This window comes from Naasia aerilata (genome assembly GCF_030296595.1).
Classification (GTDB): Bacteria; Actinomycetota; Actinomycetes; order Actinomycetales; family Microbacteriaceae; genus Naasia; species Naasia aerilata.
Genome location: NZ_AP027731.1, coordinates 3,053,646 through 3,069,937 on the forward strand (window position 1 = coordinate 3,053,646; position 16,292 = coordinate 3,069,937).

General features: G+C 73.1%; 13 protein-coding genes and 1 pseudogene. 5 read left to right on the forward strand and 9 right to left on the reverse strand.

Annotation, left to right across the window (positions count from 1 at the left end; all coding sequences use genetic code 11):
- Positions 1-470: 470 nt before the first annotated feature.
- The 5 genes from QUE51_RS15845 to QUE51_RS15865 form a co-directional block, all read right to left on the reverse strand.
- Entirely contained in the window at positions 471-1,352 is an 882-nt protein-coding gene (locus QUE51_RS15845) for a hypothetical protein (protein WP_286277304.1), read from the reverse strand.
- The gene (locus tag QUE51_RS15850; protein WP_286277306.1) at positions 1,349-1,603 is read right to left on the reverse strand and encodes a hypothetical protein; all 255 of its coding nucleotides are present in this window, start codon (positions 1,601-1,603) and stop codon (positions 1,349-1,351) included. The genes QUE51_RS15845 and QUE51_RS15850 overlap by 4 nt, the downstream gene beginning before the upstream one ends.
- Entirely contained in the window at positions 1,600-3,180 is a 1,581-nt protein-coding gene (locus tag QUE51_RS15855; protein ID WP_286277307.1) for an ATP-binding protein, read from the reverse strand. Before QUE51_RS15855 ends, QUE51_RS15850 begins: the two co-directional genes overlap by 4 nt.
- A 209-nt stretch (positions 3,181-3,389) precedes the next feature.
- On the reverse strand, positions 3,390-6,161 hold the full coding sequence (locus QUE51_RS15860) for an ATP-binding protein (protein WP_286277308.1): 2,772 nt from the start codon (positions 6,159-6,161) through the stop codon (positions 3,390-3,392).
- 53 nt (positions 6,162-6,214) lie between these two features.
- A complete protein-coding gene (locus QUE51_RS15865) occupies positions 6,215-6,625 on the reverse strand; it encodes a hypothetical protein (RefSeq protein ID WP_286277310.1) in 411 nt (136 codons plus the stop codon).
- Between the two features lie 122 nt (positions 6,626-6,747).
- Here QUE51_RS15865 and QUE51_RS15870 point away from each other — a divergent pair, with 122 nt between their 5' ends.
- From QUE51_RS15870 to QUE51_RS15880, 3 genes and pseudogenes are all read left to right on the forward strand, one after another.
- Positions 6,748-8,262 (forward strand): MmgE/PrpD family protein, encoded by a 1,515-nt coding sequence (locus QUE51_RS15870; protein WP_286277311.1) that lies wholly within the window; start codon positions 6,748-6,750, stop codon positions 8,260-8,262.
- Positions 8,262-9,172 (forward strand): annotated as a pseudogene (gene prpB / locus QUE51_RS15875) (methylisocitrate lyase). Before QUE51_RS15870 ends, prpB begins: the two are co-directional and overlap by 1 nt.
- A gap of 21 nt (positions 9,173-9,193) precedes the next feature.
- Positions 9,194-10,327, forward strand: a complete 1,134-nt coding sequence (locus QUE51_RS15880; protein WP_286277312.1) for a bifunctional 2-methylcitrate synthase/citrate synthase — start codon at positions 9,194-9,196, stop codon at positions 10,325-10,327.
- Positions 10,328-10,676: 349 nt separating this feature from the next.
- On the opposite strand, the gene QUE51_RS15885 is transcribed toward QUE51_RS15880, so the two are convergent.
- The 3 genes from QUE51_RS15885 to QUE51_RS15895 all read right to left on the reverse strand — a co-directional run bounded on the left by QUE51_RS15885 (position 10,677) and on the right by QUE51_RS15895 (position 13,090).
- A complete protein-coding gene (locus QUE51_RS15885) occupies positions 10,677-11,990 on the reverse strand; it encodes a bifunctional copper resistance protein CopD/cytochrome c oxidase assembly protein (protein WP_286277313.1) in 1,314 nt (437 codons plus the stop codon).
- A 181-nt stretch (positions 11,991-12,171) separates the two neighbouring features.
- Positions 12,172-12,750, reverse strand: a complete 579-nt coding sequence (locus QUE51_RS15890; RefSeq protein ID WP_286277314.1) for a hypothetical protein — start codon at positions 12,748-12,750, stop codon at positions 12,172-12,174.
- A 76-nt stretch (positions 12,751-12,826) separates the two neighbouring features.
- On the reverse strand, positions 12,827-13,090 hold the full coding sequence (locus tag QUE51_RS15895) for a hypothetical protein (protein WP_286277315.1): 264 nt from the start codon (positions 13,088-13,090) through the stop codon (positions 12,827-12,829).
- 129 nt (positions 13,091-13,219) lie between these two features.
- On the opposite strand from QUE51_RS15895, the gene QUE51_RS15900 reads away from it, so the two are divergent.
- Complete coding sequence (locus QUE51_RS15900) at positions 13,220-13,960, forward strand: Pr6Pr family membrane protein (RefSeq protein ID WP_286277316.1); 741 nt, start codon at positions 13,220-13,222, stop codon at positions 13,958-13,960.
- Here QUE51_RS15900 and QUE51_RS15905 read toward each other — a convergent pair.
- Positions 13,911-15,050, reverse strand: a complete 1,140-nt coding sequence (locus QUE51_RS15905) for a flavin monoamine oxidase family protein (protein WP_286277318.1) — start codon at positions 15,048-15,050, stop codon at positions 13,911-13,913. The two genes, QUE51_RS15900 and QUE51_RS15905, sit on opposite strands and share 50 nt — an antisense overlap.
- A gap of 333 nt (positions 15,051-15,383) precedes the next feature.
- Between QUE51_RS15905 and QUE51_RS15910 the strand changes: the two genes are divergently transcribed.
- Positions 15,384-16,172 (forward strand): putative protein N(5)-glutamine methyltransferase, encoded by a 789-nt coding sequence (locus tag QUE51_RS15910; RefSeq protein ID WP_286277319.1) that lies wholly within the window; start codon positions 15,384-15,386, stop codon positions 16,170-16,172.
- The last annotated feature ends 120 nt before the right edge of the window (positions 16,173-16,292 follow it).

Below are 16,292 nucleotides of genomic sequence, written 5' to 3' on the forward strand. Positions count from 1 at the left end.
CGCGGGGCGCACAAACCCGGCGCGGCGGCGGCTGGAGAGCCGGCCGTCTCGCCGGCGGCACAGGGCTACGCGGCCAGAGGTCGCGCGCGAGACTCGGGGCCGACCTGACTCCTCGTCTTAAGCCCGACCAGCGCCCCGCCAGTCCGGTCGCCCACCCCGGTCCGCCTGCTTCCGATGGCGCACCTCCGCAGCTGCTGCCGAACGACCACCACCGAGCGCGGGCCGTAGCGACGCGCGCGCCCCGTCTACACCCCGCGCTCGTCGTCACGCACCGCGCTCGGCGATGTTCCTCGCCCCCGGCCGCAACGCCGACGCCCCGGACCTGGTTTCGAGACGGCCGCTGGCGCGGCCTCCTCAACCATCGGAGTGGGGAGAAGCCGCACACATCGGGGCCGAGAACCCGGCAACTGCACCGCCGGACATCGCGGCCTCCTCAACCATCGGAGTGGGGCGGAGACTCGGAGACGGCCCTAGAAGGACTGGGCCTGGCGGACCAGGTCCCGGAAGGAGAGCTGCTCCCCGCGGCGAAGGGCCGCCTCCCACTTGTCGGCCGGCAGCGCCTCGCGCAGCCGGTCGCGGTACACGGGGAAGAAGTCCTCGCTGATCGGCGCGTAGCTGAACCGCTTGCCGATCGTGTCGACTCCAGCGAACAGCTCGGCGCCGAGCTCGTTGCGGTCCAGGACGTGGCACGCGCACGCGATGACCGCGATCGCCGACAGGGCGCTGACCCAGTCTTCCGTCTCCAGCCCGCGGACGACGCGGATCCGCAGGACCTGGACGGCCTCACGGGCCCGCCGGAGCGACAGCAGGATCATGCCCGTGACGTAGACGGCGTTCTTGACGCCGTAAGAGTCGCCCGCCGCGTCGGCCATCCGGTGCGCCTCGCTGAGGTCGGCGAGGGCGCGCGCGGGCTTGCCGATGTCACGGAGTGCGACCGCGCGGGAGATGAGGAGGTCGTGGCGCACCCATCCGGTGACCGCGCGGACATCCTCGTCGATCGCGGCGAGCACCTTCTCCGCCTCCGCCGGGTCACCGGTCACGGCGGCCTGGTACGCCGCTCCCATGCGCACGAGCGCGTGGAAGCCGGGGTCCTCGCTGCGCAGGGCGGCCTCCTGCATGAGCTCCAGGTACCGGGCAGCGGCCCGGCGGTCGCCCCAGAGCCGGGTCACGAAGACGCACGCGTACAGAGCGGTCGCCTCGTGCTCGGGCGCGCAGTCCCCCGGTATGGCTCTGGCCGCCTCCACCATCGAGAGGCAGTCTGCGAACGACGCGCGCTCGAACAGCCACCACGCGCTGCCTGCCGCGATCTGCATCGCCGCCGCACGGTTCGCCTCCTTGGCTGCGGTCCTCATGGCGAGGAGGATGTCGCCGCGCACCGAGTTGAGCGCGGCGCGCGCCCGCTTGTGGCCGGCGGAGCGGATCTCCTCCCCTGCCGGGCGACGAACCGCCGCGTGCCGTCGAGGTGCCGGGCGAGCCAGGCGTCCGGATCCGAGGCCGGGTGCCGGCTCCGGAGGTAGCGGCGCACCGAGTCGAGGAGCCGGAAGCGCCTCACCCCGGTATCGTTCGCCTGCACGGACACGAGCGACTTGCGGACGAGGCTCACCGCGAGCTCCCGCTCGCCGCCCCCTCGACGAGGCAGATGTCGGCGACCGCGTCCAGGCTGAAGGAGGCCGGGAACAGCGCGAGCTGGCTGAGCAGCGCGAGCTCCCGCTCGTCGAGAAGGCGGATGCTCCACGCGATCGCGTTCTCAAGGCTCGCGTGGCGGCCGCGACGGCGGGAGCCGGTGTCGGCGATGCCCTCCTCGAGCGAGCTGGCGACCTCCTCGAGGCTCAGCACGTCGAGGCGCGCCGCGGTCAGCTCGATGGCCAGCGGGATGCCCTCGAGCCGGCGGCAGAGGTCGGCGATGCGGTCCCGGTCCTCCTCGGTCCAGGACGTGGCGCCCGTGTCGGCGGCCCGCTGCAGGAACAGCTCGACCGCGTCCCCGGCTGTCGGTCCCGCGAAGGGTTCGACGGAGATGACCCGCTCGCCCGCCGTGCGCAGCGCCTCCCGGCTGGTCACGATGACGCCGAGCCCCTCGCAGCGCGACAGCAGCTCCGCGACGAGCGCGGCGACCGCCCCGATGAGGTGCTCGGCGTTGTCCACGAGGAGGAGGCCGCGGCGTCCCGAGATGCGCGCGGCGACCGCGTCGAAGTCGTTGGACGGAGCGCCGACCGCGCTGGCGAGTGCGCGAGCGACATCCTCGGGCTCCGCGATCGCCGACAGGTCGACCAGCCACTGCACCTCGTCGACGGTCGCCGGGGTCCGGCGCGCCGCCTCGACCGCGAGCCGAGTCTTCCCCACGCCGGCGGGACCGACGAGGGTGAGCAGCCGCGACTCGGCCCTGCCGCGCGCGATGAGGTCCAGTTCGGCGTCCCGGCCGACGAGCCGGGTGAGCGGGATGGGGATGCCGTTGCGCAGCACGGTCCCCTTGTCATCGCCGGCAACCGCGACGATGCTCGGGTCCTGCCGCACGATGCCCTGGCGCAGCTCCACGAGCCGGCGGGGAAGGTCGGCGCCGCCCGACGCGGCCAGTCGGGCAGCGTGCTTGTCGATGGCCTCGAGGGCGTCGCTGGTCCGCCCGGAGCGCGCGAGGGCGCGAGCGAGCAGGGCGACGGGTCGCTCGTCGAAGGGACGGTCCTGGGCGAGGTCGGACATGGCGAGAACGACCTTCGCCTCGTCGCGCCGGTCGAGACGCAGCTCGGCCAGGCGCTCCATGGCGGGCACGCGCCACCGCTCGAGCTCCTCGATCGCCGCTGCCGTGAACGGGAAGTCGCCGAGCCCCGCGAAGGGGTCTCCCGCCCACATGCGCTCGGCCTCGGCGAGCACCTCGAAGGCGGCCGCGTCGTCGGGCTCGCGCAGGGCCGCGTCCACAAGCTCGCGGAAGCGGAGGACGTCGACATCCGCGGGATCGACGTCCAGGGTGTAGCCGCCGCGCCCGCTGCCGAGCACGTCGCCGAAGCCGTTGCCGCGGAGACGGGAGATGTGCGCCCGAAGGCTCGAGAGGACGGTCTCCGGCGGCTCCGGCCAAAGGTCCTCGATGAGGGAGTCCGCGGGGACCGGGGTGCCGGCGGTCCAGGCGAGCCGGGCGACGATCGCGCGCGGGATGTCTCCACGCACGTGGACGGGTCCCTCGCCGTTCATAGCGGTGAGGGATCCGAACAGTCGAACCCGCACTTCCGTCCCTTCCGCGGTCATCCTAGGGGCGACAGGATGCCTGATGCGAGAACGATTGCAGGGTCCGGGCCGGGGTGTCCCCGGAGCCGCTCGCGCGGCCTTGGGGGCGTCCCCCGACGCCGGCGAGAGCCGACCTGGCGGGGCCGACCTGGCGGGCGGTCCTCCGCGGCGCCGAATCAGGCGGGCACGGCCTCCTCCCGGCGGGCGCGCTGCGGCAGCGTGTCGACCAGGTCGAACAGGTCGGGGAACTCGAGCGCGGCCCCTTCCGCGTAGGCGCGGTCGAACTCGGCGGCGGTGAGACCGGCCGCGACACGCTCCCGCAGCTGGCGGGTCTCCTCGCCCTCGGCGACGACCGGGTTGTAGCCGTAGCGGACGCCGATGCGGTCCACCGCCCCGAACAGTCGGGCACCCTCCTCGTGTCGCTCCACCAGGGCGCATGCGCCGCCGATCTGGTGGAAGCCCGCCAGCGTGGAGGCGTAGTCCTCGGCCGCGTGCGCCTGGAGGGAGGCGCGGCGCAGCTCGGCGATCGCCTCCCGGCCGCGGCGCTGGTCGGTGAGCACCTTCCCGGCGACGTAGCCGGACGAGGCCATCATCCAGGCGTAGCCGACCTCGGTCGCGAGCTCGAGCGCCTCGTCGAGGCTCTGCAGGGCCTCCTCGGGAGCGCCGAGTGCGCGGAGCGTCTGGCCGCGGCACATGAGGACCTCGGCCCGGATCCACCCCGGCGCGGACTCGGCCAGCTGCGCAGCCTGCGCCATCAGGTTGCGGGCGTCGTCAGCGTCGCCGAAGAGCAGCGAGCGCCCGTAGGCCGTGCGGGCCAGTGCAACAGCGGGGATGGCGGTGTCGCCGGCCGCCATGGCGAGCTCGAAGGCGCGGCTGATCGTCTCGAACGCCCGGTCGGCATCGCCCGTCTGGTAGGCCAGCACGGTGAGGCCCAGCAGAGCCTGGGCCTCGACGAGCGGAGGCAGCTCGCCCGGCACGGCAAGGGCTCGCTCGATGTTGCGCACCCCCTCGAGGAGGAGCCCGCGGCTGAACCAGTGGTGGGCCTGGCTGCCCGCGATCCGCACCGCGGTGAGCCGATCCCCGGCGGCGATCGAGTTGTCGAGCGCAAGGCGCAGGTCGGGGCGCAGCAGGTCGAGCATGGCGTTCGCGATGCGCGCGTCGGCCGTGCGCGTGATCGGTCCGGTCCGCTCGGCGAACTCGGCGAGCCAGAGTCGGTGCTGCTCGAACCACTCCGGCGACGGCTCGTCGTCGGCCGCGACGTAGCGGCGCACGGAGTCGAGCAGGCGGTAGCGCCGCTGACCGGCGTCGCCGTGGGTCACGGACACGAGCGACTTGTCGACCAGGCGCGCGAGCACGCGCTCCGGCTCGTCGTCGTCGAACTCGCAGATCCCGAGCGCGGCCTCCTCAGGGAAGCTGCCCGCGAAGCGCGCCAGCTGGACGAGCAGGTCGCGCTGGGCCGGGGTGAGCAGATCCACGCTCCACCGGACGGCGTTCTCGACGCTGTCGTGCCGGCTGACCCCGGAACCGCGCTCGTCGGAGCCGCGGCCCTCGTGCACGGCGTCGAGCAGCTCACCGGAGCTGAGCACGTCGAGGCGCGCGGCGGTCAGCTCGAGCGCGAGCGGGATGCCCTCGAGCGCGGCGCAGATGGCGTCGATCGCCCCTTCGTCCTCCTCGGCGAGCTGCCCGCCGCGGGCATCCGCCGCTCGCTCCGAGAAGACCGCGCGGGCATCCGCGGCGTTGAGCGGGGCGATGGGGACGACGGCCTCGCCGGGGAGCCGGAGGGGCTCCCGGCTGGTGACGAGCAGCGAGACGGCCCCTCGGGACAGCAGGCCCGATGCCACGGCGGCGACAGCGCCGATGACGTGCTCGGCGTTGTCGAGGACGAGGAGCGTCCGCCGCTCGGCGATGCGCGGGACGATGAGATCGAGCGTGTGACCGGCGGCGCCAACGGTGTCGGCCACGAGCGGCAGCACCTGGTCGGGTTCCTGCACGGAGGAGAGGTCGACGAACCACTGCTCGTCGTCGGCCGGGCCGGCCGAGGAGCGCGCCGCCTCGATCGCGATGCGCGTCTTCCCCACCCCGCCCGGACCCACGAGGGTCACCAGCCGGTGCTCGGCCCGCGCTGCCGCGACTGCGTCGAGCTCCTCCCGGCGCCCGACGAAGCGGGTCAGCGGATGCGGGAGGCTGGAGCGGCTCACCTGACGGGCCGAACGGCCGAGGACCTCCGGATCGTGCCGGACGATCGCCTGGCGCAGCTCGAGCAGGCGCGTCGGCGCGCGGTCGACACCGCGATCGGCGGCGAGCCTGGCGCTGAACCGGTCGATGGCCTCGAGGGCGTCGCTCACGCGTCCGGAGCGGGCAAGCGCCAGGGCGAGGAGGCGCGTGGGCTTCTCGTCGTGCGGGAACTTGGCGACCGCCGCGGTCAGCGAGACGACCGCGGTCGCGTGGTCGCCCCGGGCCAGGCGCAGCTCGGCGTGGCGCTCGACCACCCCGCGCCGCTCCTCCCGGATGCGCGCACGGGCCCCGTCGACGAAGGGCGCGTCGATCCCGGCGAACGGCTCGGCCGCGGACAGCCGCAGCAGCTCGGCGGCGAGCTCGACGGCCTCGTCCGTGTTGCCGAGCCGGCTCAGCGTGGCGGCCCCGGACCGGAATCGTCCGAGGTCCACCGCGGTCGGGGGCAGGTCCAGGCTGTAGCCGCTGCGGGTGCCGACCAGGAGCCCTTCGAAGCCCGCGGCCCGCAGCCGGGACAGGTAGGCCCGGAGGCTGGACAGCGCCCCGTCGCCTGGCGCGCGCCAGACATCGGCGATGAGGTCGTCGGCCTCCACCGTCTCCCCCGCGTCGAGCGCGAGGCGGGCGAGAATCGCCTGGGGCAGCTCCCCGGGGACGGGCAGCACCCGCCCGTCCCGCCGGACGGTCAGCACCCCGAAGATCTCCAGCTCGACGCTCATGCCGACGAGACTACGGAGCCGCGGGAGGCCGTCCACGCCGAGACCGGCCGCGTTCAACCTTTCTGCAATGCCGACTGCCCGTCCCGCACGGGCTCCCCGGGCGGCGGCGGCCAGATGGACAGCTCGAGGGTCCAGGTCTCGCCGCCGGAGATGATCCGGGCGCAGGCCAGCGCCCGCGGGTCGTCCTCCGCCCAGGGATGGGTGGATGCGGTGCGCGAGAAGGTCAGCGAGGTGACGAGGGGAAGGGCCAGGAGACGACCGGCCAGCCGGAGGAGATCCTGCTCCTCCGTCTCCGCGGACAGCCGCAGGTCGGCGCTGAGCAGACGCGTGCGCAGCCAGCCCTGCCCGTAGCTCCCGCCGAGCGACACCGAGCCGGCATCGACGAACAGCATGGGCAGACCGAGCCGCGTGAGGAGGGCCGTCGCCTCGTCGAAGAGGACGCCCGGGGCGGAGGTGGTGGTCATGGTGGCAACGGTAGGCACCGCCCCGCCGCGACAGGCCCGGGATCCGACCGTGCAATCGGAGTGCAACAGCCGACGTGCGACACCCGCGCGCCGAACTCCTCCAGAGGCGGAAGAATGGCCGGGTGCGATCCCTCCCCGTCCGCGTGTCCCGCAGCGAGGAGCTGCTCCCCCGCGACAGCCAGCTCGCCTGGCGCATCGCCGAGGTGGCGGCGGACCCGGTCGAGGTGACCCAGGAGGTCGCCGACATGATCGTGAACCGGGTGATCGACAATGCCGCGGTGGCGGCGGCGTCGCTCTCCCGGCGGCCCGTGGTCTCCGCGCGGTCGCAGGCACTGGCGCATCCGCCGAGCTCGGGCGGCGCAGGCGCCACGGTGTTCGGCGAGACTCGCGACCGGCGGGTCTCGCCCGAGTGGGCCGCGTGGGCGAACGGCGTCGCCGTGCGGGAGCTCGACTTCCACGACACCTTCCTGGCCGCCGAGTACTCCCACCCCGGCGACAACATCCCGCCCATCGTCGCGGTCGCCCAGCACACCGGCCGCGACGGCGCCGCCCTGCTCCGCGGCATCGCGACCGGCTACGAGATCCAGATCGACCTCGTGCGCGCCATCAGCCTGCATGCGCACAAGATCGATCACGTCGCCCACCTGGGCCCGTCAGCCGCGGCGGGCATCGGCACCCTGCTGGGCCTCGACCCCGAGACGATCTTCCAGGCGGTGGGTCAGGCGCTGCACACCACCACTGCCACCCGGCAGTCGCGGAAGGGCGAGATCTCGAGCTGGAAGGCGCACGCCCCCGCCTTCGCCGGGAAGATGGCCGTCGAGGCGGTGGACCGCGCGATGCGCGGCGAGACCAGCCCCACCCCGATCTACGAGGGTGAGGACGGCGTCATCGCCTGGCTGCTCGACGGCCCCGACGCCTCCTACGACGTCGCGCTGCCCGAGCGCGGCGAGCCCAAGCGGGCGATCCTCGACAGCTACACCAAGGAGCACTCCGCGGAGTACCAGGCGCAGGCGCTCATCGACCTCGCCCGGCGCCTGCACCGCGAGCATCCGGAGGTCGCCGACCCCAGCCGCGTCGCGTCCATCCTCATCTCCACCTCGCACCACACGCACAACGTGATCGGCTCGGGCGCCGGCGACCCGCAGAAGTACGACCCGACCGCGAGCCGCGAGACCCTCGACCACTCGATCCCCTACATCTTCACCGTCGCCCTCCAGGACGGTGAATGGCACCACGTGCGCAGCTATGCACCGGAGCGAGCCGGCCGTCCGGACACCGTTGACCTCTGGCACAAGGTCCGCACCGCCGAGGACCCGGAGTGGACGCGCCGCTACCACTCCACCGACCCGGCGGAGCTCGCCTTCGGCGGCGGCGTCGTGATCACGCTCACCGACGGCACGGTGATCGCCGACGAGCTCGCGGTCGCCGACGCGCACCCCCTGGGCGCACGGCCCTTCGGCCGGGAGCAGTACGTCTGGAAGTTCCGCACCCTGGCCGACGGCGTCCTCGCCCCCGCCGAGATCGAGCGGTTCCTCGACACCGCCCAGCGGCTCCCCGAGCTGTCCGCGGCCGAGCTGGCCGGCCTGACCATCACGGGCGATCTCTCGTCCGTCCCGCTCCCGAAGGGGCTCTTCTGATGCTGCACTCCCCCGCCACCCCCGCCGCGAAGCGGAGGCGTTCCGCGCGCGCCTGGACTCGGGCGAGCTGCTCCAGTTCCCCGGCGCCTTCAACCCGCTGTCCGCCCGGCTCATCGAGCGGAAGGGCTTCGACGGCGTCTACGTGTCGGGCGCCGTGCTCTCGGCGGACCTGGGGCTGCCCGACATCGGGCTGACCACACTCTCCGAGGTGGCCGGCCGATCCGGGCAGATCGCGAGGATGACGGACCTGCCGACGCTCGTGGACGCGGACACGGGATTCGGCGAACCGATGAACGTCGCCCGCACCGTGCAGATCCTCGAAGACGCCGGCGTCGCCGGCCTGCACATCGAGGACCAGGTGAACCCGAAGCGTTGCGGCCACCTCGACGGGAAGCAGGTCGTCGACACCGGCACCGCGATCCAGCGGATCCGCGCCGCGGTGCAGGGGCGACGGGACCCGAACCTCCTGATCCTCGCGCGCACCGACATCCGCGCCATCGAGGGCCTGCCTGCGGCTCTCGACCGCGTCAAGGAGCTGGTCGACGCGGGCGCGGACGCGATCTTCCCCGAAGCGATGCTCGACCTCGGCGAGTACGAGGCGATGCGGGAGGCGGCCGGCGTGCCCGTGCTCGCCAACATGACCGAGTTCGGCAAGAGCGAGCTCTTCACGCGGTCGCAGCTGGAGAGCGCGGGCGTCTCCATCGCGATCTATCCCGTCTCCCTGCTGCGCCTCGCAATGGGCGCCGCCATGCGCGGCCTCGACGTCCTCCGCGACGAGGGCACCCTCCAGAGTGTCGTCGGCCAGATGCAGACCCGCGCGGAGCTCTACGATCTCCTCGACTACGCCGGGTACAACGCGTTCGACGACGGCGTCTTCAACTTCAGCCTCGACGGCAACCGGCAGGCCTGACCCACTCGCGAAGGAGCGGACATGACGGACGAACCCCAGATCCACAAGGGCCTCGCCGGAGTCACGGTCGACTGGACCGCGATCTCGAAGGTGAAGCCGGAGACGAACTCGCTGCTGTATCGGGGCTACCCGGTGCAAGAGCTCGCCGCCCGGAAGTCCTTCGAGGAGGTCGCGTGGCTCCTCTGGCACGGCGACCTCCCGACCGAGGAGGAGCTCGCCGGGCTCGTCGCCCGCGAGCGGGCGTCACGCAGCCTCGACCCGGAGATTCGGGCGGTGCTCGATCTGCTGCCCACAACCGCGCATCCGATGGACGTGGTGCGCACCGCGGTCAGCGTCATGGGCGCCATCGACCCGACCACGGACGACTCTTCCCCTGAGGCGAACCTGGCGAAGGCCGAGCGCCTGTGGGCCAAGCTTCCCGCCGTCGTGGCCTGGGACCAGCGGCGCCGGCACGGGCTCGACCCGATCGAGCCGGACCCGTCGCTCGACTACTCCGCGAACTTCCTCTGGATGACGTTCGGCGAGAAGCCCGATCCGGTCGCGGTGGACGCCTTCCGGGTGTCGATGATCCTGTACGCCGAGCACTCCTTCAACGCGTCGACGTTCACGGCGCGCGTCATCACCTCGACCCTCGCCGACCTGTACTCGGCGGTGACGGGAGCGATCGGCGCTCTCAAGGGGCCGCTCCACGGCGGCGCCAACGAGGCCGTCCTGCACACCTTCGACGAGATCGGCCTCGGCGAGGGCGCGCCGGAGCGGGCGATCGCCTGGCTCGACACGGCGCTGACGGAGAAGCGCAAGATCATGGGCTTCGGCCACCGCGTGTACAAGAACGGGGACTCCCGGGTTCCGACCATGCGCGCGGCACTCGACCGGCTCGCGGAGCACTACGACCGGCCCGATGTCGTCGAGCTCTACGACGCGCTCGAGGGCGCGATGACCGAGCGGAAGCGCATCCTGCCGAACCTCGACTACCCGTCGGGCCCCGCCTACTACCTGCTGGGCTTCGACACCCCGACGCTGACGCCCCTGTTCGTCGCCTCCCGGGTGACGGGCTGGACCGCGCACATCCGCGAGCAGCTGGCTGCGAACGCGCTCATCCGCCCCCTGTCCGCCTACAACGGCCCCGACGAGCGCCACCTCCCGGACGCATGATCCAGGAGCCCACGGGGCGGGCCACACCCCGCTGATTGAGGAGCCCGCGGCGGGCGTCTCGAAATCAGCCGCGGTACGCACGGCTTGAGGCCGAACCAGCGGACCTGATTTCGAGACGCGGGCTTCGCCCGCTCCTCAATCATCGGTAGAACGACGAAGTGCCGTGAGAACTCACTGGCGTGCTCCTCACCCCGCTGATTGAGGAGTCCGCGCAGCGGGCGTCTCGAAATCAACCCGGTACGCACGGCTTGAGGCCGAACCAGCGGGCTGGTTTCGAGACGCGGGCTTCGCCCGCTCCTCAATCATCGGTAGAACGACGAAGAGCCGTGAGAACTCACTGGCGCGCTCCTCAATCGTCGGCCGAGGGTGCGGTCGCCCTTCTCGCGTCCTGGTCGCGGGCTGCGAGGGCCGCGAGGCGCTCGTTGTACGCGTTGAGCTCCGCGTCCCCGTCCCGATCGGCGGCGCGGTCGGACCGGCGCGCGGTGCGGGTGTCGGAGGCCACCCACTGCCGGACCACCATCAGCACGACGAGGACGTTCGGGACCTCGCCGATGCCCCACGCGATGCCGCCGCCGGCGTGCTGGTCGTCGAGCAGCGCCTGGTCGTTCGTGTGCCCGAGTGCGTGCCACCAGTCGAGGGCGAGGATCGGCTCCTGCGTCATGAGGGCCAGGCCGAAGAACGCGTGGAAGGTGAGGGTGGCGAGCAGCACGAGCAGGCGCAGCGGCGGGCTGGGCCGGCGCGGGCCGGGATCCTCGCCGATCAGCACCCAGTAGAAGAGGTACCCGCTGAGCAGGAAGTGCAGCACCATTAGGACGTGCCCCTGGTGCTCCATCAGGGAGAACGGGAACCAGTCGGTGTAGTAGAACGCGACCAGGCTGCCGGCGAAGATGACCCCGGCGACCACGGGATTGGAGACGATCGCGGCGACCCGGGAGTGCACGAAGACGAGCAGCCACTCCCGGATGCCGCGGCTTCCGTCGTGCCGGACCGGCAGCGCCCTGAGGGCGAGCAGCACGGGGGCGCCCAGCACCAGCAGCGGGGGCGCCAGCATCATGAGCCCCATGTGCTGGAGCATGTGCGTGCTGAAGCTGCCGGGCCCGTACACGCCGGGGCCTCCGCTCGTCACCCAGACGAGGGCGAGGCAGCCGAGCACCCAGAACACCGTGCGTCCGACCGGCCAGCCGTCCCCGCGACGGCGGAGCTTGTGCACCCCCACCAGGTACGTGCCGAGCAGCACGCCCGCGAGCAGCAGGTAGGCGACGTCGGGATGCCACTCGGTGAGCATCCGCACGATCGTGAGCGGCGGCGGCTCCGGGTAGCCGACGAGGTTGCGGAACGGGTCCCCGCTCTCCACCGGATCCTGGGAGACGGGCGGCGCCGAGCGCGAGAGCGCCACCGAGAGTCCCATCGCGACCGCGAAGAGCACCACCTCGCCGAGGGCGAGCCGGACGAAGGCGCGCCGATCTCCGCCCTCCGCCAGCCGCGGGAGCGTGCGGCGGCGGTGCCAGGCGCCGGCCACGCCGAGGGCCAGCAGGATCAGGGTCTTCGCGCTGACGAGCAGTCCGTAGCCGGTGAACAGGAGGTCGGCCGGGGAGGACAGGCGGAGGAGCGCGTTGACGACGCCGGAGAGGGCGACCGCCGCGAACGCCCACCCCGCGAGCACCGAGTACCGGGCCGCGACGACGGGGAGCGCCTCCCCACTCGCCGGCGCAGCAGGACGAGCGCCGCAAGGCCGCCGGACCAGGCGGTGACGCCCACGAGGTGGATGGCGAGGCTGCTCACGGCGTTGCCGTGCTCGTCCGCTCCGGCGGCGTGACCGGACAGCGACAGCGGCAGCAGCGCGATCACGGCGAGGGCCGTGGCGACGGCGACCCAGGAGATCCGCCGCGCGAACAGGCAGACGGCCAGGACGAGGGCCGCACAGAGGAGGAGGCGAGCAGCTGCTGCCCGAGCTCGAGCCCGGTGGCGAAGAAGAGGAACTGCGACGAGAAGACGTCGCTCCCGAGCGGGGCGCCGAGGACGTCCGCCGCGGTGAACGCGAGCACCGCGGCCGATGCCGCCACCCACACCGCGGCCGACCGCGCGGCCCAGCGCACGGCGGTCCACTGGCTGAAGCTCAGAACGCCCCTCAGCTCGGCTCCGCCGGACTCCGTCGCTCCCGGCAGCGCGAAGGTCGCCAGAGTGAGAAGACCGATCGTGAGCGCTGCGGATCCATCGGCGAGCACTCGCGCGATCGGGAGTCCCCGCGTCACGAGGACCCCGGGATCGACGAGCAGCGGGGCTGTCAGCGCTCCCGTGACGGCGAACCCGACGAGGAGGGCGACGACTCCGAGCGGGATGCACGCGAGAAGGACGAGCTCGGCGGGGCCGACGGGCCGCGCGGGCGCGCGCCGATCCTCACCGACCTCCCGCACCGCGCTCACCGCTCCACAGTAATCGCCGCGGATGAGCGCATCCTCCGGGCCGATGACGTCCCCGATGCCGGCGTCGGCGGTGCGCTCAGTCGTAGACGCGCAGCACCCGCCAACCCTGGTCGCCTTCGACGATGTCGAACATCATCGACTGCCCGCCGGCGGTCGTGCCCTGGAAGCGCCAGCCGATGATGCGGGCCGCGGCGTGCGTGAGCGCCGGGCACCACGCATCCTCGGTCAGCGGGGTCGGAGTGTCCGTGACGCGGTAGCGGACCCCGTCCCAGACCATCCGCGCCGGAGTCCCGTTCACGAGCCACACGGCCGCCTCGTCCGTCATCACCGCAATACTCATCGGACCCTCCCGCATTCGAAAGTTTGTTCGAACGGGAGCGTACGACGCCCGTCCGCGACACGCCAAAGGACCGGCGCCCGGCCCCCTACGACGGGGCTCTCCGGGCCCGGCCGGTATCGTCGAGGCATCATGGCGTGGCGCACCGTCCTCGGTCTCGCGCGCCTCACGGCCGCTCTCGCCGGCCTCGTCGCACTCGTCGCGCGGTTCTTCTACGGCCTCGGCTTCCGGACCTTCAACCCGATCGACTACTTCGCCTACCTGACCGTGCAGAGCAACATCGCGGCGGTCGTCGTCGGGGCGATCGCGGGCGTCCACCTGCTGCGGGGACGGGCCGAGAGCGCCCGCTTCTCGGCTGTGCGGGGCTCCCTGACCTGCTTCGTGATCGTCGCCGGGATCGTGTTTGGCCTCCTTGCAGCCCAGGCTCCGGGGCAGGGGTACCGGCTCGACGTGCCGTGGTCGGACCAGGTCCTGCACTTCTTCCTGCCGACCTATGCGCTGCTCGACTGGCTGGTCTTCCCCGGGCGGCAGCGCATCGGCTGGCGCACCCTGCTCTGGATCCTCGCCTACCCGGTCGTGTGGGGTCTCCTCACCGTCTTCCGGGGCCGACTCGTCGGCTGGTACCCCTACTTCTTCCTGGACCCGGCTCAGTCCGGCTACCCCGTCTCCTTCCTGCTCTACTCCGCCGGGGCGCTCGCGCTGTTCGCCGTCGTCGGCACGGGCCTCATCGGGGCCGCGCACACCTCCCCGCTGGCCGAGCAGGAGCTGCGGCGACCCGCCCTGGACCACGGGCCGACCCTGCTGGGCAGGATCCTGCTGCTGCTCAGCCGGCCGCCGCGAAAGGCGCGAGCGACTCCTGCGCCGCGGCGATGACCGCGTCGTCGTCCAGCTTGGCGAGTGCGTCGGCCGCCGCCGCGCCCACGAGCCCGACGAGGATCGGCTCGCCCGTGAGCGGGAGCAGGTTCACCCAGTCGCGGATGACACCCGTCCCGCCGAGCACCGTCCAGACGACGGCATCCGTCTCCCAGAACGCCTCGTCGAAGCGCAGCCAGACCGCGTCCGCCGAGCCGAAGCCGAGGTCCGCGATGGCCGCGCGCTGCGGGAACGGCAGGGCCGGGTCGAAGGTGATGCCCTGGTGCTTGAGCACGCCGAGCGGCACGGTCACGACCACCCGGTCGACGCTGACCCCCTCGCCGGTGGCGAGGCGCAGGCTCACCCCGGAGTCGCTGTGGCTGACCGCGGTCACCGCGGAGGACAGGCGGACGTCGAGGTCCTCCAGCAGGTTGGCGACGACCGTGTCGAAGCCGCCGAGCACGATGCTTCCGCTCGTCGCCGCCAGGTCGGCGGGGGCGTACCAGGAGGAGAGCTCCTCGGGCGTCGCGCCGAGCGGCAGTGCGACATCGGTTCGAAGGTAGGCGTCGAGGCGGTCGAGCGGGGAGGGATCGCCGTCGGCGCTCACGTTGCCGGCTCCCGAGTCGTTGAGCGCGATCGAGAGCGGCACGTCCTCGGGCCGCCCGGCCGCCCACGACACGGCATCCGCCACGACGCGCTTGCCGAGGTCGTCGGCCGACGCCGGCGTCCCGTCCGCGGCGACGAGCAGCGGCGCCGCAGAAACGTCCGCGACGTCGACGCCGAGGAAGTCGAGCGTCGCGACGAGGCTCTCGACCCGCTCCCCGCGCACCCAGCTCGCGCCGAGCTCCACCGGCACGGGCCAGCCCTCCGCCGCCCGGCTCGCGATGCGCCCGCCGACGCGGTCCCGGGCCTCCAGGACGATGACCGTGTGCCCGTATCCCGCCAGCCGGTTGGCCGCCGTCGCCCCGGCCGCCCCGGCTCCGATGATCGCGATCCGCTCCGGTCCTCCGGTTGCCGCCTCGACCTCGGCGGCGACGCGGACCCCGGACTCGAGCGCGCCCGGCACCGTGGCCGACTGGTCGTCGGAAGTCGCCTCGCCCGCGAAGAACACCCGATCACCGAGGGGGTCCGCAGGTCAGCGCGCTGCTCGGGCGCGGAGCCGACGGCGGGGAAGCTGTACGCCCCGCGGGCGAACTGGTCCTCCGACCAGGAGCTGCGCAGCATGCCCGCGGGCTTCGGCACCGCCGGCACGGGCGGCGTGCTGGGAGTGGGGGTGCGCGTCGGGCCCGGGCCCGGCCCCTGAGGAGTGCACGCCGAGAGGACCAGCACCGAGAAACCGGATGCGGCACCGGCAAGGAAGGTCCGTCGCGTCACGCTCATCCTGTGCGCCAGCCTAGTTCTCGGACCCGTCCGCGACGCGGCACCGCGCTAGGGTGAACGCCTCGTGAGCCCCTCCTCCCCCGCGCCGCCCTTCGCCGAGGTCGTCGCACGGCTGCGGGCGGCCGGCTGCGTCTTCGCGGAGGACGAGGCCCGGCTCATCCTCGATGAGGCGGCCGGTCCGGATGAGGTGGAGTCCCTCGTCGCGCGCCGGGCCAGTGGGGAGCCGCTCGAGCTCGTGCTCGGCTGGGCCGAGTTCCGGGGCCTGCGGATCCGGGTGGCGCCCGGCGTATTCGTGCCGCGGCGGCGCACCGAGCTGCTCGCCCGCGAGGCGATCCGGGCCGCCTTCCCGGGTGCCGTCGTGGTGGACCTGTGCTGCGGCACGGGCGCCGTCGCGGCGGCCGTCGCTGCCGCGGTCCCGGGCACGGAGCTGCATGCCGCCGATGTCGACCCCGCGGCCACCGCGTGCGCCCGGGAGAACCTCGGCGCACGGGGCCGGGTGCACACCGGGGATCTCTTCGACGCTCTCCCGCCGTCGCTCCGGGGCCGCATCGACGTGCTCGCGGCCAACGCCCCCTACGTCCCGAGCGACGCCATCGCACTCATGCCGCCCGAGGCCCGTGAGCATGAAGCCCGCGTGGCCCTCGACGGCGGCGCAGACGGGCTCGACCTGCACCGCCGCATCACCGCGGACGCCGCGAGCTGGCTCGCGCCCGGCGGCCGCCTCCTCATCGAGGCGAGCGAGCGGCAGGCGCCGGTCACGGCGATGCTGATGACGGCGGTAGGCCTGCGTGCGCGCACCATCCGCTCCGAGGATCTCGACGGCACCGTCGTGGCCGGACGGAAGGGCCGCTGATCTCACGCCCGGCGGATGGCGAGGCGGCGTGGAGGGAAAGGCCAGGACAGGCCGGGTAGCGTGAGCGCGTTTGTGTCGTCTCCCCGAAAGTCGGTCCTCGTGCGTCGTGCCCTCCCCTGA

Coding starts and splice junctions, on each gene's coding strand:
- QUE51_RS15900 (WP_286277316.1), top strand. CDS start 13,220: ATGGCGTGGCGCACCGTCCTCGGTCTCGCGCGCCTCACGGCCGCTCTC.
- QUE51_RS15860 (WP_286277308.1), bottom strand. CDS start 6,161: ATGAGCGTCGAGCTGGAGATCTTCGGGGTGCTGACCGTCCGGCGGGAC.
- QUE51_RS15880 (WP_286277312.1), top strand. CDS start 9,194: ATGACGGACGAACCCCAGATCCACAAGGGCCTCGCCGGAGTCACGGTC.
- QUE51_RS15865 (WP_286277310.1), bottom strand. CDS start 6,625: ATGACCACCACCTCCGCCCCGGGCGTCCTCTTCGACGAGGCGACGGCC.
- QUE51_RS15895 (WP_286277315.1), bottom strand. CDS start 13,090: ATGAGTATTGCGGTGATGACGGACGAGGCGGCCGTGTGGCTCGTGAAC.
- QUE51_RS15845 (WP_286277304.1), bottom strand. CDS start 1,352: ATGAGGACCGCAGCCAAGGAGGCGAACCGTGCGGCGGCGATGCAGATC.
- QUE51_RS15855 (WP_286277307.1), bottom strand. CDS start 3,180: ATGAACGGCGAGGGACCCGTCCACGTGCGTGGAGACATCCCGCGCGCG.